This is a genomic window from Eubacterium sp. AF34-35BH, from assembly GCF_003477765.1.
In the GTDB taxonomy this organism is placed as follows: domain Bacteria; phylum Bacillota; class Clostridia; order Lachnospirales; family Lachnospiraceae; genus Eubacterium_G.
On sequence record NZ_QUDZ01000003.1, the window covers coordinates 287,942 to 308,209 of the forward strand.

The 20,268-nt window shown below is 33.2% G+C and carries 18 protein-coding genes; 5 read left to right on the forward strand and 13 right to left on the reverse strand.

Annotation, left to right across the window (positions count from 1 at the left end; translation table 11 throughout):
- Positions 1-138 precede the first annotated feature (138 nt).
- Together DWZ69_RS04935 and DWZ69_RS04940 are read right to left on the reverse strand one after the other, a co-directional pair.
- Entirely contained in the window at positions 139-1,203 is a 1,065-nt protein-coding gene (locus DWZ69_RS04935) for an FUSC family protein (protein ID WP_117998771.1), read from the reverse strand.
- 270 nt (positions 1,204-1,473) lie between these two features.
- A complete protein-coding gene (locus DWZ69_RS04940; RefSeq protein WP_118436349.1) occupies positions 1,474-1,905 on the reverse strand; it encodes a MarR family transcriptional regulator in 432 nt (143 codons plus the stop codon).
- Between the two features lie 274 nt (positions 1,906-2,179).
- Between DWZ69_RS04940 and DWZ69_RS04945 the strand changes: the two genes are divergently transcribed.
- Positions 2,180-2,629 carry a MarR family transcriptional regulator gene (locus tag DWZ69_RS04945; RefSeq protein WP_118436351.1) on the forward strand — a complete coding sequence of 150 codons (450 nt, stop codon included), beginning with the start codon at positions 2,180-2,182 and terminating at the stop codon, positions 2,627-2,629.
- Between the two features lie 24 nt (positions 2,630-2,653).
- Positions 2,654-3,982, forward strand: a complete 1,329-nt coding sequence (locus DWZ69_RS04950; RefSeq protein WP_117998769.1) for an MATE family efflux transporter — start codon at positions 2,654-2,656, stop codon at positions 3,980-3,982.
- Between the two features lie 329 nt (positions 3,983-4,311).
- Here the strand turns inward: DWZ69_RS04950 and nagB are convergent, their stop codons facing one another.
- The 6 genes from nagB to DWZ69_RS04980 form a co-directional block, all read right to left on the reverse strand.
- Positions 4,312-5,040 (reverse strand): glucosamine-6-phosphate deaminase, encoded by a 729-nt coding sequence (gene nagB, locus DWZ69_RS04955; protein ID WP_118436353.1) that lies wholly within the window; start codon positions 5,038-5,040, stop codon positions 4,312-4,314.
- A gap of 131 nt (positions 5,041-5,171) precedes the next feature.
- Positions 5,172-6,038, reverse strand: a complete 867-nt coding sequence (locus tag DWZ69_RS04960) for an HAD hydrolase family protein (RefSeq protein ID WP_118436355.1) — start codon at positions 6,036-6,038, stop codon at positions 5,172-5,174.
- Positions 6,022-8,343, reverse strand: coding sequence for a glycosyl hydrolase family 65 protein (locus DWZ69_RS04965; RefSeq protein ID WP_117998767.1), 2,322 nt, complete (start codon positions 8,341-8,343; stop codon positions 6,022-6,024). Before DWZ69_RS04965 ends, DWZ69_RS04960 begins: the two co-directional genes overlap by 17 nt.
- Positions 8,344-8,371: 28 nt before the next feature.
- Positions 8,372-9,244 (reverse strand): carbohydrate ABC transporter permease, encoded by an 873-nt coding sequence (locus tag DWZ69_RS04970; RefSeq protein ID WP_117998766.1) that lies wholly within the window; start codon positions 9,242-9,244, stop codon positions 8,372-8,374.
- Positions 9,245-9,246: 2 nt separating this feature from the next.
- Positions 9,247-10,131 (reverse strand): sugar ABC transporter permease, encoded by an 885-nt coding sequence (locus DWZ69_RS04975; protein WP_022164975.1) that lies wholly within the window; start codon positions 10,129-10,131, stop codon positions 9,247-9,249.
- 89 nt (positions 10,132-10,220) lie between these two features.
- Positions 10,221-11,552 (reverse strand): extracellular solute-binding protein, encoded by a 1,332-nt coding sequence (locus DWZ69_RS04980; RefSeq protein ID WP_117998765.1) that lies wholly within the window; start codon positions 11,550-11,552, stop codon positions 10,221-10,223.
- A 237-nt stretch (positions 11,553-11,789) separates the two neighbouring features.
- Between DWZ69_RS04980 and DWZ69_RS04985 the strand changes: the two genes are divergently transcribed.
- The 3 genes from DWZ69_RS04985 to DWZ69_RS04995 are packed head-to-tail and all read left to right on the forward strand — an operon-like array spanning position 11,790 to position 15,802.
- Positions 11,790-13,601, forward strand: coding sequence for a histidine kinase (locus DWZ69_RS04985; protein WP_117998764.1), 1,812 nt, complete (start codon positions 11,790-11,792; stop codon positions 13,599-13,601).
- A 13-nt stretch (positions 13,602-13,614) separates the two neighbouring features.
- Positions 13,615-15,141 (forward strand): response regulator, encoded by a 1,527-nt coding sequence (locus DWZ69_RS04990; RefSeq protein WP_117998763.1) that lies wholly within the window; start codon positions 13,615-13,617, stop codon positions 15,139-15,141.
- Between the two features lie 49 nt (positions 15,142-15,190).
- Positions 15,191-15,802, forward strand: a complete 612-nt coding sequence (locus DWZ69_RS04995; protein WP_117998762.1) for a YesL family protein — start codon at positions 15,191-15,193, stop codon at positions 15,800-15,802.
- Positions 15,803-15,871: 69 nt separating this feature from the next.
- On the opposite strand, the gene cytX is transcribed toward DWZ69_RS04995, so the two are convergent.
- The 5 genes from cytX to thiM all read right to left on the reverse strand — a co-directional run bounded on the left by cytX (position 15,872) and on the right by thiM (position 20,183).
- Complete coding sequence (cytX, locus tag DWZ69_RS05000; protein ID WP_117998761.1) at positions 15,872-17,047, reverse strand: putative hydroxymethylpyrimidine transporter CytX; 1,176 nt, start codon at positions 17,045-17,047, stop codon at positions 15,872-15,874.
- A 19-nt stretch (positions 17,048-17,066) separates the two neighbouring features.
- Positions 17,067-17,858 (reverse strand): bifunctional hydroxymethylpyrimidine kinase/phosphomethylpyrimidine kinase, encoded by a 792-nt coding sequence (gene thiD, locus DWZ69_RS05005; RefSeq protein WP_118436357.1) that lies wholly within the window; start codon positions 17,856-17,858, stop codon positions 17,067-17,069.
- A 204-nt stretch (positions 17,859-18,062) separates the two neighbouring features.
- Complete coding sequence (locus tag DWZ69_RS05010; RefSeq protein ID WP_022164983.1) at positions 18,063-18,719, reverse strand: HAD family phosphatase; 657 nt, start codon at positions 18,717-18,719, stop codon at positions 18,063-18,065.
- Positions 18,720-18,730: 11 nt separating this feature from the next.
- On the reverse strand, positions 18,731-19,375 hold the full coding sequence (gene thiE / locus DWZ69_RS05015; protein ID WP_117998760.1) for a thiamine phosphate synthase: 645 nt from the start codon (positions 19,373-19,375) through the stop codon (positions 18,731-18,733).
- Positions 19,362-20,183, reverse strand: a complete 822-nt coding sequence (gene thiM / locus DWZ69_RS05020) for a hydroxyethylthiazole kinase (RefSeq protein ID WP_117998759.1) — start codon at positions 20,181-20,183, stop codon at positions 19,362-19,364. The genes thiE and thiM overlap by 14 nt, the downstream gene beginning before the upstream one ends.
- Positions 20,184-20,268 lie beyond the last annotated feature (85 nt).

A 20,268-nucleotide genomic window follows, 5' to 3' on the forward strand; every position in this document is an offset into this window, starting at 1 on the left:
ATATTCGATTTGGAAACTTTTGTAATTATCACTTTCAACTATTTTATATTAAACTATACTTTGTTATTATTCTAATTCGAATTTTTCTTCTCTTAAATTTCTTAATTATACATCTATATCTTTTTGTTTTAAGCATTGTTATTCCGTTATTAAATTTTCTTTTCTATTTTTTATATATGAAAATACATTATTAAATACATGGTCAAACAAAACTGTATATAATGAAGCAAAAATATTTGCACAAATTCTTAACAATACTGCTGTCTTTACACCGAAAATTCCAGAGGCAATATACAACGCTCCAAATGTATTGTAAACTGTCTGCCAGGAATAGCCGGCTGAATAACCAACACCAATTCCACCTATAATTCCAATGTATGGATGTACCCATTTAGGAAGTGCGTAGTAAAGGGCAACAAATATTAGGCTGCCCACAATGTTAAATGGTGCTCTTTTCTTTGCCTTTGGTGCAATGTCACTGGAAAACGGAACACATACTGACATGCAGGCAATTCCTACCCACATTGCCCTTGGTATATTTAAAAGATTAATAATTAACATTGCTGTTGAAACTGTAAGTGTTAATTTTAAATACCAGTTATTTCTAGCAGAGTGTATATTGAATTCTCTAAAAATATCCATAAAACCTCTTTTATGAGGTCTGTTTTTCTGATTTTTATAAAAAACCCCCATACAAATTAGCATACCTACAACAAGGCTGACTACACGTAACTGATAACTTTTTCCTGCGACATCGTAACCTTGAAGTAATAAATATCCCAGTACAAAAGTTGAATGATTGTACATTATTACATTATGGCATCCAAACATCATTAGTAAAAATATGCAAACAATATTAATAAGAAAGGCTGTAAACGGATCAACCATGTTGCTTAACCTTGGACCGACTATTAATATTGCAAATATCCCGGCTATTGAGATTAGTCCATGGGTTGTTTTTATTCCAAAATCTGCCTGTCGCAACACAAGTATTGCAAGAAGTACCACAACTCCCGGCACACTGTTGTCATTTCCAAAAATCATGCTAAATGCTGTTACTACCAAAAAGCAAAATGCTACAACCAAATATACTTTGAAATTATAAATTAAAATGTGTCGTGTTTTTTCTTTTTTGTCTGTTGTGTTTTTTATTAATTGTTTTGAGCCTGTTGAGCTTAACTGTAATTCCTGATAAAATGTCATCTTCTGTTCCTTTCATTTATGTTTAACAACTTTTAACTAATCCACGGCTAATAAAATTTAGCTATTGCCAATCTGTATTTGCTAAAATTAAACTATTTCCAAATCTGCGTCTAATAAAATTACGAAACCACGCTCCCGCTGCTTCCACCTCGTAGTGGTTCTATCAAGCCGACTACGCTGCCTTGATGAACCGACGGGTTCCAAGCACTTTCTTTAATTTTTATTAACCGCAGATTTTGTTTATATTTTCGATTTTATATTGTTGGCGGTTTATTTTGCCAATATACTATTTGCCTGTTTTATTAGTTTGAATAATTGTTCAAATTCTTCCTCCGCCATATTTTCCTTTAATGCATATAGTGGATTTAAATAATAGTAATACATATCATCAATTTCTTTTTTTCCTTTTTCAGTTATTATCAATGTATAACTTCTTTTATCCTCATTTGTGCGGATTTTTTCTATAAGCTGCTTGCTCTCCAGTTGCTCTATTAATCTGCTTATGATTGTTTTGCTTATGCCCATTGCATCTTTTAAGTAACCAGGTGTTACTTTTTCTTTGGACAAGGCAACTCTAAACAGCACATCCAATTCCTGTGCTGATGTACTCTGACCTTTGTGGGCTTTCTTTATTGCCATACTACTGAAGAATCTAAGCTCTCCATGTTTTTCTATCATGTCTTTCCAATTTTTATCTTTCATTTTCTGTTACTTCCTATTTCTTTCTTTTTAAAATAGTTCACTTTGTGAACTATTTATTTAAATAATATATACTATTTTATATATTTGGTCAAGAAAAAATTAGTGATTTACTAAAACATAATAGTTGACACAAGTCCGAAATCGTACTAGAATGTGTAAAGTATGATTTCGGACTTATTAAGCCTATTTATTTTTATAAATGCAAATATTTTAAATTATTTTACCTAACTTATTTATTAATAAGATTTAGTTACAATTGCAAAGGAGTATTGTTATGGAACAATTTAATAAAGCATATATCAGCCCTAACTTAATGGCATTTAACAGAATTTATCAGACTTTTGATGGCATCTATCATGACATAGCTTTGGAGCTTGGATTATCTGATAGCGGATTTGTAATCTTATATACTATTTGCGAAACAGGTGACGGTTGCCTGCAAAAAGACCTAAGCACTATGCTTTCAATGTCAAAACAGACAATCAATTCATCTATCTGTAGATTGGAAAAAGATGATTTTTTAACCTTAACCAGCGGTAAGGGACGACAAATGCACATTTACCTTACCCCAAAGGGCAGACAGTTTTGTGAAAAAAAAATCTTTCCTCTCATAGCTATGGAAAATAAAGCTTTTTCCTGTATGAAGAAAGATGAATGCAACTTAATGTTGAAACTTTTTAACGACTACTGTCAGGCTTTAAAAGACAGTATCTCTAAGCTTTAACCAAATTATTATTTAGGAGAAAACATGAATATACAATTATCAGATCATTTTACTTATAAAAAATTATTTAGATTCGTACTACCATCAATTGTTATGATGATTTTTACATCTATTTACAGTGTTGTAGACGGGCTTTTCGTATCTAACTTTGTTGGGAAAACCGCCTTTGCATCTGTCAATCTTATTATGCCACTTATGATGGGACTTTCTGCGCTGGGCTTTATGATTGGTACAGGTGGTAGTGCCATTGTGGCAGCAACCCTTGGTAAAGGTCAGAAGAAAAAAGCTAATGAATACTTTTCAATGCTTGTTTATACAGCTTTAATTGGCGGCATTGTTGTTTCAATATTAGGATTTTTCTTAGTTAAGCCAATCGCCATTGCTCTTGGTGCCACAGGTGACCTGCTTAACAACTGTTTGATTTACGGAAGAATTTCTTTTATTTCATTAACTGCATTTATGCTTCAAAATGTATTTCAAAGTTTCTTTGTAACTGCTGCTAAGCCAAAGCTTGGCTTGTGCGTAATCGTGTCTGCGGGAGTTACTAACATGATTCTTGATTTTGTGTTTATTTACATTTTGCAAATGGGCGTTGCCGGTGCTGCTTGTGCAACAGTTTGTGGTGAATTTATTGGTGGGCTTGTTCCTATTATTTATTTTTCAAGAAAAAACTCAAGTTTGCTAAGACTTGGCAAACCTGTTTTTTCAGGAAGAATTTTGCTTAAAGCGTGCACAAATGGTTCATCAGAATTAATGACTAATTTATCAAGCTCCGTTGTTAATTCCTTATACAATTTGCAGCTTATGAAATTTGCAGGTGAAGACGGGATTGCAGCATACGGAACTATTATGTATGTAAACTTTATATTCGCTGCTATATTTATCGGCTACTCAATTGGTAGTGCTCCAATTGTAAGTTATCATTACGGTGCCAAGAACCATATTGAGCTAAAAAATCTATTTAAAAAAAGTCTGTCATTTATTAGCATATGTGGTGTATGTTTAACGATTCTTTCTTTTTCAATAGCATCACCATTGTCTAAACTTTTTGTAGGTTATGACAAGGATTTGTTTGCCCTAACAGTTCATGGTTTCAGAATTTATTGCCTTACATTCCTTGTTAACGGCTTTAATATATATGGTTCTTCATTCTTTACAGCACTAAACAACGGTCTAATATCAGCTACTATTTCTTTCTTAAGAACACTGGTATTTCAGATTATTGTTGTAATGACACTTCCAATCCTATTTGGAATTAACGGTATTTGGATTGCCGTTGCTGTTGCAGAACTTTTAACATTGTGCTTTACAGCCTTCTTCTTTATTAACAAACGAAAAGTATATCATTACTAAAAGTTAATTTTTACAACACAAACCATCCCTTGCGATGTTCTTCACACTGGATGCGTACTTAATCGCAACTAATTTATTTTCACACCTAAATGTGTCTTTATTGGAATAACGGAAATTCTCGAAGAATTTCCATTACATATTAAAAAGGATTAGCCATTGTTACACAAACTAGCAGTGGCTAATCCCTTTTTATGAAATACACTTTTTTGAAATATTCTTTTGTGAATTTCACTTTATGAAATACACTTTCCTTGTAGATTTCACTTCATGCTATTTTATCTTATGTAATTATTATTTGTTTGATTAAACAAATTTTCTCTATAAGTAAATTATTGAATATACTTAGCAGCATCTTTATCTACAATAACTGTTACATGATTATGTAACTGTAAAATTGATGCCGGTACCTTTGGAGTTACAGGTCCAAAGAAAGCTTCCTTAACAATCTCAGCCTTGTTGGCTCCGCTGGCAATAAGCAAAATATGCTTTGACTGCATAATTGACTTGATTCCCATTGTAAATGCCTTTTCAGGCACTTTTTCTCCCAGTTTGAAAAGTCTCTGATTTGCATCTTTTGTACTTTGAGTAAGTTCAACACAATGTGTCATCTTCTCAAATGATTCGCCCGGTTCATTAAAACCTATGTGACCATTTAAGCCAATTCCTAATAATTGCATGTCAATGCCACCTAACTTTTCAATGATGCCGTTGTAGCGTTCACATTCAGCTTCTTCGTCTTCTGCCATACCGTTTGGTAAATATGTATTTTTCTTATCAATATTAATTCTGTCAAAAAGATTTTCATTCATAAAGAATCTGTAACTTTGTTCGTGAGTTCCCTCTAAGCCCTTGTATTCATCCAGATTAACAGTTTTTGTCTGAGAAAAATCTATATCACCTTTTTTGTACCAGTTTACAAGCTGATTATATGTTCCAATAGGAGTCTCACCTGTTGCCAAACCAATTACTGAGCCCGGCTTTAAAATCACCTGTGCTGACAAATAATTAGCTGCTTTTCTACTCATGTCCTTGTAATCATCTGCTATGATAATTTTCATCGTTTCGCTCCTTTTATAACTAACAATTAAACCATTGTTACAATTCATTTATTCCTGTTTATTTTTCTTATGTATTCTGACTTTTATCAGTTCTTTTTATCTTTTGTTCTTATCAATTTTACTCTTGATTACTACTGATTCTGCTCTTTTAGGAAATTGATAAATGTATCAACGCTACCGCCTACTACCTGAATCTTTTCAGGTCTTGTTCCTTCAAGTAATGATACGTCAAAGAAATCACCATTCTTTGTTTTTTCTGTTAGCATAAAACTGTCACTTCCATACAAGCCTTCTTCTATGCCAACATATTCATCACCCCAAAATGAACAATCCTCAGGCAAAATGCCTTCCTTAGAAATTTCTTCAAAAATAGTATCAACATTGTCGCTTTTACATGAAATACCAACTTCCAAATATTTTGCATCACATGTAGCTGACACTTCCATGCTATTTTCTTTTCCGATTTTTTCTGAAATGTCAATTAAATCTCTTAAACCATTTTTTAAACCATGGTCACTAAGAAGTGTTTTTAATTTTGACATTTCATCTGCCTGCATAAATAACTGATCACCACGTAAATCTTCTACCATTAAATCAATTTTGCAGTAATTGGGTCTTGAAAAAACTATATCAGTTTTCAAGCCATATTCTTTTAACAGATATCTGTGAACCTGATAACATATATCATGTATTTTTAGCAAATCTTCATCCTTTGGAATACAGTCTGCAAAAACTTCCGGCTTACCATCAACCATTTGGTAATTAAAAGCACCTCTGCCTAAACCTAAATAAAGATTTTCATTTTCTTCTTTTGTAAAATACTTATGAATTTCTCCACCGGCAATCTTATCGTATGTAGTTCCACTAACAATGATTAATTTTATGCCTTTCTGTAGAAGCGGTTTCATTGCCTGAACTGTTTCTTCCACAGGTGCCTGTCTTGACATAACTGCTGTTCCGTCCCAATCGAAAAATATGGCTTTATATTTTTTGTACATATTTTTCTCCTTTCTTCAATGTCAGGCTTTCACCTAAACTTTCAAAACTGATTTCCACATCATTAAGTAACTGATAAGTTACATCCTCTTTTGTAATCTTTATGCTTAAATCACTTCCCTTATATTGAATATTAAATTCATAAGAGTTCCACTGATTTGGAATCTTTGGATTAATTTCTAAATAACCTCTGTTTGATCTTACGCCTGCAAAACCAAATACAATACCCTGCCATGTACCTGCCATGTTTGCAGCATGGATACCTGCATAAAAGTTGTTATGCATATCCTCTAAGTCCATTGTTGCAGACTGTGAGAAATATTTATATGCTTCATCATCATATCCAATCTGACTTGCCAAAATTCCAAAAATACATGTTGATAAAGATGAATGATGCAATGTAACTGTCTGATAAAAATCATAATTTCTCTTTAACTCTTCGTTAGTAAAGTAATTGCTGTAAAGTAACATACCAAGAATTGCATCTGCCTGCTTAGCCATCTTCTGTCTGTAAACAAACAGTGGATGATAATTTTCATAAAGCAAATGTCTCTTTTCTTCAGGTATCTTACTTTCATCCCATGGCTTTCTCATAAGGAAGCCGTCATCCTGTGGATAAATCTGCAATTTTTCATCGTATGGGAAATACATATTCTCAATAATTCTTTCCCAATACTCAACTTCATCTTCACTGAAATCTAACTTCTTAACTAACTTGTTGTAAGCTTCCTTATCTAATTCTTTTACTTTATTTAAAGCCCAAACTGCACTTCTTAAATTTTCTCTGGCAATTAAGTTAGTGTAGAAATTGTTATCTACAATTGCGTTATATTCGTCAGGTCCTGTTACTGCACAAATGCAATATTTATTATCCTTGCACTCTGCAAAACAGCCAACATCTGCCCATACTCTTGCTGTTTCAATTAAAACTTCTGCTCCTTTTTCAATTAAGAAGTCATAGTCTCCTGTAATATCAAAATACAATTTGTAAGCATAGGCAATATCACCGTTTATATGATACTGTGCTGTACCAAGTGGAAAATATGTTGACGCTTCCTCTCCATTAATTGTTCTCCATGGATATAATGCTCCCTTTGTGTGACCGAGAATTCTAGCTCTATCTCTTGCCGCATCTAAAGTATCATATCTGTAAGTTAATAACTGTTTTGCAAGTTCTGCGTCAGTGTAAATGAAAACAGGTAGTACATACATTTCTGTATCCCAAAAGTAGTGACCTTCATAACCTTCACCACTTAAACCTTTGGCGCCCATACCTGTTCTACCATCACGACCTGCTGACTGCATAATGTGGAACAAATTAAATCTGATACCCTGCTGTAACTGATCATCGCCTTCAATCTTAATGTCAGCCTTCTTCCAGAACTCCTGCATGTATTCTTTTTGTAATTTTTCTAAGCCGTCAAAACCTAATTCATTTCCTTTTTCTAATTTTTCCTGAATAAAGCCATATAACTTGTCTTTATCCATATCTAAGTCAGATGAATAAGCTATGATTTTTTCAAAAGTATATTCTTCATTCTCTGTTACATCTAATTGATATGTAACAACAGCAGTTTCTTCCTGAATATCTTTATCTGTAATTTTTCCACCACACTTACAAACACTTCCACATGCCATTGTAAATTTGTTATTTTTCACTTCTGCTTCATATATAAGTGTGTCACCCTTAACATCAAGTCCTCTTGGAATTAAATGTTTTCCATAAGGGCCATAATCAATTAATGGGTTTGTAGTGCTTGTGTGATTTTCCACTGCTCCATCAAAGAATGAATTTATCTTAACTTTTCCACTGAAATTTAATGGTGTAAATTTAATCTGTATACCCATTAAATTCTTATCACTAAAAGACACTAATCTTTTAAAAGTTACTTTTACTTCTTTGCCTTTAGGTGATTTCCAGTAAACATTTCTTATAACTTCACCGTCCTCCATCAAAAGGCTTCTCTCATATTCTTTGATTTCTCCTGTAAATAAATCAAATGGTTCATCATCAAATATGAGAGTTGTCTTTTTTAGATTAGGAAGGTTAAGTAATGATTGGCTTTTTTTAGGGAATCCAAAATTCCACTCGCCATATCTTATATTCTCACTTTCATAGAAACCATTAATAAAGTTTCCCTCTAAACCTTCATCTACTGTAAAAGGATAACCTTCATCAAAAGTTCCTCTTGTACCGATATATCCATTAGAAAGAGCAAATGTTGTCTCATTTCTATAATTCCATTCTTTTAAAAATTTTTTCTCTGTAACTTTCCAGCTTTCTACCGGATATGTATTTTTTTCCATTATAAGCCTCCATAATTTTCTCTAAAATTTAGCCCTTAACAGCTCCTGCTGTTAAACTTTCCATAACCTGTTTCTGTAATATAATAAAGAAAATAATTGTTGGTAATACTGTTATAACTACCGCCGCAAACAGTGCTGAATAATTGTTTGCAAATGTTCCTAAATAATAATTTAATGCAATTGGAACTGTTCTTGCTGTGTCTCCACTTGTGAGCATTAATGCAAAGTAGAACTCGTTCCATGTATTAATAAACTGAAGCATTGCTATTGTTGCAAATCCAGGTTTTGCTAAAGGAAGAATTACCTTTGTAAAAGACTGTATAAATGATGCTCCGTCAATATATGCTGATTCTTCAAGTGCTAAAGGAATTGTTTTATAATAACTTGTCATTACGAAGAATGACATTGGAATTCCCATGGCCGCGTAGACTATAATTAGTCCAAGTTTTGTATCATATATACCCAATGTTTTGAACATTGAGAATAATGGCTGTGATATAGCCTGTGCAGGTAACATTAATGATGCTGAAATCATAAGTACAAGCAAAGGTTTTAATTTAAAGTTGTATCTTGCAGTAACATAGGCACACATTCCTACTACAATAAGTGTTACAAGAACGCTGACACCTACTACAATTACACTGTTTAAAAAGTATTTCTGAATAGGTGCATATTTAAATGCATCTACATAGTTTGAGAAATGGAATGCCTTAGGTAATGATAATGCTGAGGCATTGATTTCCGCATAAGTTTTAAATGAACTTAATGCTGCCCATATAATTGGTCCAATTGATATAAATACAATTAGAAGAAGGAATAAATATTTAAATATGCCTAGAACAACCCTTAAGGCAGCCGGCTGTTTTTTTAATGATTTCGGTCCGCTTACTTTTTCTGCCATCTTTATACCTCCTCTAAATCTTTTTTCTGGTTAAATAGTTTCTGAATTAAAATTACTAAAACTAAACCTAATATAATCTGTACAACACCAACTGCATTTGCCTTACCATAATTGTTCTCTAAAGTAATTATCTTGTACAAATACATTGGCAGATTCAACGTACTGTTACCAGGTCCGCCCTTGGTTGTCATATAAATAATGTCAAACTGTGATACCATTGCAACTGAAGCTAAAATTACACATGTTCCAAATGCATTCTTCATTAATGGAATTGTTATGTATCTGTCAGCCTGTCCCGGTGTTGCTCCGTCTACCTGTGCTGCTTCGTAAATGTCAGGGCTTATTGCCTGCATTTCACCTAAGAAAATTAACATGTTAAATCCTGAATAAAATACCCATGTTGCTGTTACTGTCCAGAATGCATATTTTGAATTACCAAAAAGGTTAATTACCATTGTTGTGTCAATTCCTAATTTCTCGTATATCATTTTTACTACACCGAATGTAGGATTTAATAATAATGAATACATTACTGCTGTTGCAGCTGTAGGTATAATGTTAGGTATTACATAGGCTACTCTTGTAAATTTCCAGCCTCTTGGTTTTCTTCTTAAAATAAGAGCCATAATAAAACCAATAGAAACATGTAATGTTGACTGTATTAACACCCATTTTAATGTGTTAATAATTGCGACTTTGAAATCCGGATCTGCAAAAATTGTTTTAAAATTATCCAATCCCTGAAATACTGGTGACTGTGCCACTGAATAATTACAAAATGATGTAACTATAACCATTATCAAAGGTATTGCATACACTATGCAAAATAGAATCACACAGGGTAATGCAAATGCCAATATCCATCCTTTTTTATTTTTTGTAGACATTTTCTCACTATCCTTTCACAAAAAAAGACTGTCCCATATAATTTTCTTTGTGATTATTTATATGAGACAGTCATCAACCTTAATTTACTTTAATTTTTCTTAGCTGCGTCTGATAATTTCTTACAGAATTCTTTTGGTGTAATGTTTCCATAAGCTAATTCAGGCAACTGATTTGAGAATACATCAATAACATTCTGATACCAGTAAGCTTGGTTCTGACCGTATGTGTACTTAGCTTTTGACTGAATCTCTAATACGTCTGCCATTAATGGATCTGAATCTTTAAGAGACTGTGGTACTTCAATGTTGCTTGATACTGGCTGCAATCCTGCCATTTCTAATGCTTTAATCTGATTTTCAGCAGATGTTTCGAATTTTAAGAATGCTACTGCTGCTTTAATCTTATCAGGATCCTTTGCACCTACCATGTCACCAGGTGTTGGAACACTTTCCATACCTGAACCTGGAAGAAGCATAATACCAACTTTGTCATAGAAACCTTCAGGAGCTTTGTCTGTGCTCTTGAAATCAGGAATCATCCAAGGTCCATTTGGAAGCATTGCAACTTCTCCGTTAAAGAAGTGTGTAGCCATTGTGTCATATTTTCCGCCAAGTGCATCTGATGTTGTATACTTCTGAAGCATTTTCTGAAGTGTTGCTGTTGCATCTTCAACAACTGATGTATTGTAGTCTGTTGGGTACTGCTTGTTCATAAAGTCGTTTCCTTCTTTTCCTGCTGTACCAATTAAACCACTGTACCAAAGATTTGATAACCAGCCAAGGTCTGCGCTGTCCATACTTACAGGTGTAATTCCTTTTGCTTTCAACTTATCACATGCTGCAAAGAATTCATCCCATGTTGCATATCCTGTTTCAGGAGCTTCAATTCCTGCTTTCTTAAATAAGTCTTTGTTATAGTAAATGTATGAAATTTCTTTTGATACTGGAATTCCATAAACCTTACCTTTGTATGAGTTAAACTCAAGGTCTGTATCACTAAACATTGCTTTCCATTTTTTGTCATCTTCAAGATACTGTGTTAAGTCCTGAACCTTACCTGACTTAGCAGCTAATGCTGTAATGTTGTTTCCACCATTTAAAACGATGTCCGGTAAATCACCACTTGAAATTAATAATTTAATCTTCTGGTTAAATGCATCTGTTGTAGGAATTTCTTCAAAATTAAATTCAACGTTCTTTCCTTCATCTGTTTTCTTAAATGCATCAAATAAGTATTTGTAGTAATCTGCTGCGTAATCTGTACCTACATGATAGTTAATTACGTTAAGTACTACCTTTCCGCCCTTTGATTTTCCTGAATCACTCTTTGATGTGTCCTTGCTTGAAGAACCACATCCTGTTATAAGTCCTGCTACCATTGTTCCAACAAGTAACAAGCTTAACAATTTCTTCTTTCTCATAAAATATTCCTCCTTCGCTCTGTTTGATGATTACATTATATTTGTTTTTTGTGTGTTTCTGAATAGAATATTTTTACTTAAACTTGTGATTTTTTTACATATTTTTACATTTTTTTGTAATTTTTTGTCTATTTTCCATAAACGCAACTTTTATTATTTTCTTATGTTATAATTAACATAAACAAAAAGCAATACAAATAGGATTCTATTTTATACATTTACACAGAAGAGGTTTACATGACTATTAATAAAGAAAAAACTAATAATGTGAACATTACCGAAATAACAAAAGCCGGCAAAGCTCACACACACAGAAAAAAAATCAAAACACAGGTTACTACTCTTATTACCATTACAATCGTAGTCGCCCTACTTGTAAGTGGTATTCTTCTTTCTTACAAAACTGCAAAGGAATTTACCAAAAGCTATCAGGAGCAGATGTTACAGGAAGGCCGTTCCACAATTGATGCCATTTCCAATAATATAGATACAATAGATTCTGTATACAGAATACTTACTTTAAATGATTCAGTTTATAAATGGCTGGGAAAAAACTATGAATATGATGCTAATTCATCAGTAGTTTTAAAACAAATGACTTCTGTTCTTATTATGAACAATATATGGGAGAAATCCTACATTAATTCAATATACGTTTATAATAATCAGGGTAGCCAAATTCACGTCTCAAAAGATGAATCTGTTTTATCCACAACAGAGACAACAACAATATATAGAACTTATAATGAGGAAACTCCAACTTTAACAATACGTTCTTTGGATAATTCCAATTGCCTGTATTTCATCAGATCCATTTACAGTTCAGATAGTGGTGAAATTCTAGGCACAGTAATTATTTCCATTGACAAAAAGGAATGGCTTGCTGACTTAACTCAAAGTATTTCTAACGGTTGGCATATTTTTCTATATAATAAAGATGTTGAACTTATTTCCGGGACCGATGGAAATACTACTAAACACGAAATGAATGCATTAAAAAATTCTATTATAAAAAACAGTGACTGGGTATTTTTTGATACAACTTTTAAAGATAATAGTTATCTTGCCCTATCAAACAATATAGAAAAAATGGAACTTAACACTGTAGTTATGGCACCTAAAGCTCAAATATCAAAACAATTATTTAATGTATTACTTCCATATATAGTTGTAATTATTTTAATAATTGTTGCCGTAACAATTATTGCTTTCTTATTTAGTAGGGTTATTACCCGCCCTATAACAGTTATGAAGGGATATGTTGACAGAATAGCTGATGGAAATTATTCAGAACACATTTCTTCCCTTGATGATTACGAAGAGTTCTATTCTCTTCAATTATCAGTTAATAATATGTTAAGCGAAATCCATTCATATCATGATGATATTTTAGAACAAAACATGCTTTTAAAAGATGCAGAAATCAGAGCCTTACAGTCACAGATTAATCCACATTTTCTATTTAATGTGCTTAATACAATGGCTTGGAAAGCTCAGATGTCAGATAATAATGAAATTTATTCCATGGCAATTGCTCTCGGGGAACTGTTAAAAGCCACAGTTATTTCAAGAGATAATTTTGAAGCTACTGTTGAAGATGAATTGTCTTATGTTAGATTTTATAACTATTTACAGAAAATGAGATTTGAAGATAAAATACAGGTATTTTTTGATATTGAACCAAATCTTGATAAATGTCATATACCAATTTTCTCAATTCAAACATTAGTTGAAAATGCTTATGTACATGGCTTGGAGCCAAAAGAAACATCAGGTACTTTAACTATTTCCATAAAGAAAATTAGTGACAATGTTTGTATATCTGTAGTTGATGATGGTGTTGGTTTTACCAAAATTCCAACTTTTGATACCAACGAAACACAGGATGTACAGGTTGGTGGTCACACTCATGTTGGATTAAAAAACCTAAACAGACGTTTATTTCTTATGTATGGAGGAAATTCCAGCTTACATATAGAAAGTATACCAATGGAAAAAACTACAATTTCCTTTATGGTACCATTTAACTTTGAAGATACAACTTTGTAAGGAGGAACACACTATGAAATTTCACTTGTTAATTGTTGATGACGAAGTTGTCATTAGAAAAGGCTTATCTGATTATATTAATTGGGATGCTTATGATTGTCAGGTTACTGCCGCTGCCAGTAACGGCAAAGAGGCAATCGAAATTATAGAAAACAACAATATTGACATTGTTTTAACTGATATAAAAATGCCTGTTCTTGATGGTATAGGGCTGGCAGAATATGTTTATGAAAACCACCCTGATATTGCAGTTATTATTTTGTCAGGTTATTCCGAATTTGAATATGCACAGTCTGCAATTAAATATCAGGTAAACGAATATATATTAAAGCCTGCGGCAAAAGAAAAAATTATTGAATCTGTTCAAAATGTAGCCCAGAAACTGATTACCTCAAGAAGCAACAAAACAATTGATGAAAAGGAATTTGCTTATTTAAAAGATACTGTTTTTCAGGAATTGACAGACTCTTCTGTTGTAACTGAGGATATAAAAAAACGTGCTGCTGAACACGATATTAATTTGAATGGCTTCTATGTTGCTGCCTTTCAATTAGTTGATTCAACAGATTCAATTAATCTGCTTAAAGACACAATTATTGATTTTAAATCCAACGGCTATTGCTACAGATATAATAATCTGATTATAACTATTTATTATGAAACAAACGAAAATTACATAGGGCAGATAGTAGACAACTGTAACCTTGTTATTAACGAGTTTTATAAAGAATACAACGAGCCGGTGTTTGTTGGCATAAGCGAACATCATAACTGCATTGAAGAATTTGCAGCAGGTGTTTCACAGGCTATTTCGGCTTTGTCGCTATGCTTTTATTCTTCTTCGCACATTGTAACTTACACTGCCAAAGCCGCTGATGGTAATAACAATCTTTCAGCAGAAACTACATTACTTTTACATGATTTTGAAACAGCCATAATACAACTTGACTTTAAGAAATCTAACGATATTGCCTCTGACATTTTCATTAAACTGCAAAGCTCTTTTGCTGATGAAGATACTGCTGTAAATATATGTTTCCAAATTTATTATATTTGCTACAGAGTAGTTTTGAAGTCACATTTGATTTTGCCTGAAAAAGATTACAGTGGCATGATAAATAACTGTTCAGATATTTTTCAGTTAAAAACTTTCATAGGAGATTTACTTAATACCGTTAAACAACTCCTTACTCAATCCACTAAGAAATACAGTGATTTTGTACAGGAAACTATTTCTTACATTCAGGACCATATAGCTGAAGATTTATCTTTGGAAGTTTTAGCAAAAATTGTAAATTCAAATGAATCTTACCTTAGCAGAACTTTTAAGAAAGAATGTGGCATTTCAATAATCAATTACATTACTACTTTGAGAATTGCCTTAGCAAAAGATTTGTTAGCAGGCTCTACTCTTAGAACTTTTGAAATTGCTGATAGTATCGGTATACATGATGCGGCTTATTTTTCTTCTCTTTTTAAGAAGAATACAGGACTTAGTCCAAAAGAATATAGAAATCAGTTTATACATCAAACCAATTAACAATAACTAAAAGAAAGGACTTTCAATTACATTGATTGAGGTGAAAATAATGGGACATATTTTAGATTACGACGGAAAATTTATTAACTTTTCAAACAAAGCTACAGACACTCTAATTGCTACTTTACTTTGCCTTGTATGCTCAATACCTATTATAACCATCGGTGCTTCTACTACAGCCTATTACTCTGTAATGCTTAAACTTGTAAAAGATGAGGAATCCTACATTACAAAAAGTTTCTTTAAGGCTTTTAAAGAAAACTTCAAAATTGCCACTATTGTCTGGTTAATACTTGGAGTAATCGGAGCTGTTTTACTTACAAGCATTTACATAGTTTTAAATACCAAAACCATTGGCGGTGTATTTCAATATGCACTACCTTTGTACGTGATTATTTTTCTATTCTATTACATGGTTTTAAGTGCTGCCTTTGCATACATTGCCCAGTTCTATGACGGTGTGAGAAGAGTTCTGAAATTATCCTGGCAGTTTGTAGTTAAATATATATGGTCATTCTTAATAATGACAGTTGTAGATATTGTTATGTGGGTAATAGTTATTAAAGGCTTTACAGTTTTTATTGTATTTCTACCTGAAATATCAGGCTTTGTACATGCTTATCTGTTAAATAGAATGTTTACTAAAGAAATCAAGAACTAATTTATGACGATAAAAAACACAGGAAATTTAGATATTTGCTATCCTTCTCCCTGTGTTTTTTTAATCAATTTAAGCTTTTGATTTTTTCATAACAAAATTTACAATAACACATAATATAAGTGTTATTACCATATCTGGTAATGTGTTTCCTACAATTATGTCTACTGTCATTAAATATCTATATAGCGCAAATCCGATTACCCAAATAACAATATTTACGGTATTGAAGCTTTTATCTTCACTAGATTCTTTAATTACAAAATAGTCTGCAATCTGAATTGCTATCATTGGGGCAAATACTGAACCTATTAAATATAAGAAATCTGTAATATCGTCCATTGGATAGACTATTGCGCCAACAGTTCCAATAACTGTAATTATTATTGCCATATATTTTCCATTAATTTTTTTCCAAATTGACTCGCTTGAAATACCTGCTGAATAGGCATCAAGGTATGTAGTTGTAACTGTTGAAAATACTATAATAAGTAGTCCGGCAATACCTAAACCTGCTTTTAACATAATCTGGTCTATACCGGCATTTTCTGCAAAAATAGCTGCTCCCATACCGATTATGTACATCCAGCAACTTACCAAACCGTAAACAATGGCACTTGCCGCTGTTGCCTTAACAGGCTTCTCTGCTTCTCTTGTATAATCACTGATTAAAGGTAACCATGAAAGTGGCATCGCTACTGCAAGCTCTACTGCTGCCCCAAATGTAAGTCCATCTGCTGCCACTGCTGTAGCACCTTTCCCTGTGAAAAATACAACTCTACATAAAATAATTGTTAAAACAAACAATGCTGTCATTGCCACAACATTTATTTTTTCAATATTTTTAATTCCAATAAAAATCCAAACAATAATTAAACAGCCAATTACAATACACCAAATAAGACGACCTGTGCCAAAAATTCCATTAGCTGAAACTGCGCCGTCATATATCATAATTGCTGTCCAACCTGCCAACTGAATTACATTTAAAACTGCAAAAATAATACTGCCTTTTTCACCGAAACTGATTTTTACAGTTTCCATGGCACTTTTCTTTGTTTTTGCACCAATTAATCCTGCAAGAAAAAGCAAGCCACACCCTATAAGATGTCCTATAATAATTGCTGCGATTCCCTTTGCCATTCCTAGCGATGCAAGATATGTACCTGTAACTATTTCTGCAATTGATACTCCTGCTCCAAACCAAATTAAACTGTTGCTAAATACTGATGTTCCTTTTTTATCCATTTTGTACCTCCCATTAATTCTAGTATTCGCCTTCTACTGCAAATGCATGATTCATTGGTCCACTACCCTTTCCTAAATCAAGCATTGCTCCTAAAGCACCTGAAATATATGCTTTTGCTTTCTCAACTGCCTCATCAAGATTTCTTCCCTTGGCAAGATTTGAAGCAATAGCACTTGAAAGTGTACATCCTGTTCCATGTGTATTTGGATTGTTAATTCGTTTCCCCTTAAACCATTTGTATTCACCATCTATGTACAATAGATCATTGGCATCATTAATGCTGTGACCACCTTTGCACAAAACTGCAACATTATACTTTTTGCTGATTTTTTCTGCTGCCTTAATCATTTCCTCTTCATTAGTTATTTTCATTTCTGATAAAACTTCTGCTTCCGGAATGTTCGGTGTGATTACAGTAGCCATTGGAATTAAATATTCCTTCAGTGTTTCTATTGCATCATCGCTAATTAATTTTGCTCCACTTGTTGCTACCATGACCGGATCTAACACAATATTCTTGCCATTGTATTTCTTTAGGCTCTCGGCAATTGCTATAATCAAATCTTTTGAAGATACCATCCCAATCTTAATTGCATCAGGTGTAATATCCTCAAATATTGCCTTTAGCTGTGCCTTTAAAAAATCTGCTGTTACTTCGTAAATGTCTGATACGCCGGTTGTATTTTGAGCAGTTAAAGCTGTAATGGCACTCATGCCATACACTCCATTAGTTGTCATTGTCTTTAAATCTGCTTGTATTCCGGCGCCTCCACATGAATCACTTCCCGCAATGGTTAATGCTGTGTTCATTTTGCTTCCTCCTTATGTCTTCTATTGTGGTACAGTATTTCTACTGTTTTTTATAGCGATAAAAAGTGGTGCCCCCGATTTACCGCTTTACTAACTTATCCTTTTAGTAACTTATCAACTGTTAATTTTTGTTATTAAACACTCTTTTTGCTGGTAAACATTCTTTTACCCTGTGTCAACAACGGTTCATCATATGTTTATGTTTTACTTAACAGCCTTAATTACTTTTTCATATTCATCCCAGCTTGTTATATAAACATCTGCAAGGCTCTTAACCATATCCTGATCCTTATCACTGTACTTATCATATATACCAACTGTGTGAATACCCATTTTCTTTGCTGTGTCCATGGAATAAGCTCCGTCTTCGAGCAGCCATGTTTCATCAGGTTTTGTACCTAATGTTTCCATTGCTCTCATAAAAATTTCCGGTTTGTCTTTTCCTGAACCAATCTCTGTAGTTGTATATATTTTCTTAAAATATTTTCCAAGATTCAACCTTTCAAAAGCCGCCTCAATCATAGGACGGTCTGTTGATGTTGCAACCACCATAGGTATGTTATTCTTTTGAGCATACTCTAAAATTTCAATTGACTTCCCTTTAAGTGGAGCTTCTTCTTTATAAAAACCAAAAACCTTTTGGTTTATACCATCGCAAATTTCCTTGTCAGAAAGATTAACCTTATATGTTTTTCTGATATACTCTGCTCCTTCTGCCATAGTCAGGCTAAACATAATGTCTCCTAAGTTTTCCTCAGCCTCAATACCTAAATCCTTTAAATACAACTTAGCTGCATCCATCCATATTTCCATAGAATCAAGTATTGTCCCATCAACATCAAAAATAAATCCTTTTGCCATTATTCACCTTTTTATAACATTTTGATTGTTTTTTCTTTTAATTCCTTAGTTGCTTCTTCAATATCCTTTGCTGCAAAAATAGCGCTAATAACTGCTATACCGCAAATGCCACTGCCTGCAAGTTCTAAAACATTGCCTTTTGAAATTCCACCAATGGCTATAACAGGAATTTTTACTGCCTGACATATTGCTTTCAATGTTTCAAAAGTAACTTCTTCTGCATCATCTTTTGAGCCGGTTGGAAAAACTGCGCCTACTCCTAAATAATCTGCTCCGTGTTTTTCCGCTAAAATTGCCTGCTCAACAGTTTGCGCTGACACACCAATAATCTTATCAGGACCAAGCTTTGCCCTTACATCTAAAGCTTCCATGTCACTTTGTCCAACATGAACGCCGTCAGCATCCATTTCCAAAGCAATATCAACATTATCATTAATTACAAATGGTACATTGTACCTTCTACATAATTCTTTTATCTCAATGGCTTCCTTCAAAAAACTTTCTTCATCAAGTTTCTTTTCTCGAAGTTGCATAAAAGTAGCTCCACCTTTTAAAGCTTTTTCAACCTGACTGTACAAAGTTTCGCCATTTAACCAAGCTCTGTCAGTTACGCCGTATAAAAGTAATTCTTCCTTTGTTGTATTACTTAACTTCATATTTAGCTCCTTTTTCTAATGTTTCACCATCCATATTGTAGATGGCATCAATAATTCTGTTTCTGTATGTTGAGTTTCCATCGCCTTCACTCATTCTTGACCATGCAATTTCTCCGGCAAGTCCCATTGTACAAACTGCTGCCGCTGCTGCTTCCAATTTGTTTTCTGGATTTGCAACTAAAAACGCTGTCATCAAACCTGATAACTGGCATCCTGTTCCTGTAATTGAACTCATTTCGGCTCTACCATTTCTTATAACATAGCATTTTTCGCTGTCACAAACTAAATCAATTGCGCCTGTTACTGCGATAATGCTTCCTGTTGCCTTTGAAAAACTCTTGAGCTTGCTAATAGTGTCGTCTAAGTTTTCATCTGTTACTTTGTCAGAAACATCTGCATCTACACCTTTTGTACTTCCTGTACCCAGCATTAAAGTCTTAACTTCTGAAATATTTCCTCTTACAACATCAAATTTCACTTTTTCCATTAATTCATTTGCTGTATTAGTTCTTAACTTGCTTGCCCCTGCCCCAACAGGATCAAGTAAAACAACATGTCCTAATTCATTTGCTTTCTTTCCTGCTGCAAACATAGATGGTATGGTGTTTTTATTTAATGTTCCAATATTAATGTTCAAACCACCACAAATAGATGTAATATCTTCCACATCATCAATATCATCTGACATAATTGGACTGCCGCCACAAGCCAGTAAAACATTAGCCACATCATTTACTGTTACATAATTAGTAATGTTGTGAACTAAAGGCACATTATTTCTTACGTTTTCTACACATTCCTTAAACATATTTCCTCCTTATCGTTCTGCTGAATACTTTTTACAGCAGAATCTCATCATAATTATTACGTTAAAATGAAAAACGGACAAACCT

Coding starts and splice junctions, on each gene's coding strand:
- DWZ69_RS04990 (WP_117998763.1), top strand. CDS start 13,615: ATGAAATTTCACTTGTTAATTGTTGATGACGAAGTTGTCATTAGAAAA.
- thiD (WP_118436357.1), bottom strand. CDS start 17,858: ATGAACACAGCATTAACCATTGCGGGAAGTGATTCATGTGGAGGCGCC.
- DWZ69_RS04980 (WP_117998765.1), bottom strand. CDS start 11,552: ATGAGAAAGAAGAAATTGTTAAGCTTGTTACTTGTTGGAACAATGGTA.
- DWZ69_RS04950 (WP_117998769.1), top strand. CDS start 2,654: ATGAATATACAATTATCAGATCATTTTACTTATAAAAAATTATTTAGA.
- DWZ69_RS04995 (WP_117998762.1), top strand. CDS start 15,191: ATGGGACATATTTTAGATTACGACGGAAAATTTATTAACTTTTCAAAC.
- DWZ69_RS04960 (WP_118436355.1), bottom strand. CDS start 6,038: ATGTACAAAAAATATAAAGCCATATTTTTCGATTGGGACGGAACAGCA.
- DWZ69_RS04985 (WP_117998764.1), top strand. CDS start 11,790: ATGACTATTAATAAAGAAAAAACTAATAATGTGAACATTACCGAAATA.
- thiE (WP_117998760.1), bottom strand. CDS start 19,375: ATGAAGTTAAGTAATACAACAAAGGAAGAATTACTTTTATACGGCGTA.
- DWZ69_RS04965 (WP_117998767.1), bottom strand. CDS start 8,343: ATGGAAAAAAATACATATCCGGTAGAAAGCTGGAAAGTTACAGAGAAA.
- DWZ69_RS04935 (WP_117998771.1), bottom strand. CDS start 1,203: ATGACATTTTATCAGGAATTACAGTTAAGCTCAACAGGCTCAAAACAA.
- thiM (WP_117998759.1), bottom strand. CDS start 20,183: ATGTTTAAGGAATGTGTAGAAAACGTAAGAAATAATGTGCCTTTAGTT.
- cytX (WP_117998761.1), bottom strand. CDS start 17,047: ATGGATAAAAAAGGAACATCAGTATTTAGCAACAGTTTAATTTGGTTT.
- DWZ69_RS04945 (WP_118436351.1), top strand. CDS start 2,180: ATGGAACAATTTAATAAAGCATATATCAGCCCTAACTTAATGGCATTT.
- DWZ69_RS05010 (WP_022164983.1), bottom strand. CDS start 18,719: ATGGCAAAAGGATTTATTTTTGATGTTGATGGGACAATACTTGATTCT.
- DWZ69_RS04975 (WP_022164975.1), bottom strand. CDS start 10,131: ATGTCTACAAAAAATAAAAAAGGATGGATATTGGCATTTGCATTACCC.
- nagB (WP_118436353.1), bottom strand. CDS start 5,040: ATGAAAATTATCATAGCAGATGATTACAAGGACATGAGTAGAAAAGCA.
- DWZ69_RS04940 (WP_118436349.1), bottom strand. CDS start 1,905: ATGAAAGATAAAAATTGGAAAGACATGATAGAAAAACATGGAGAGCTT.
- DWZ69_RS04970 (WP_117998766.1), bottom strand. CDS start 9,244: ATGGCAGAAAAAGTAAGCGGACCGAAATCATTAAAAAAACAGCCGGCT.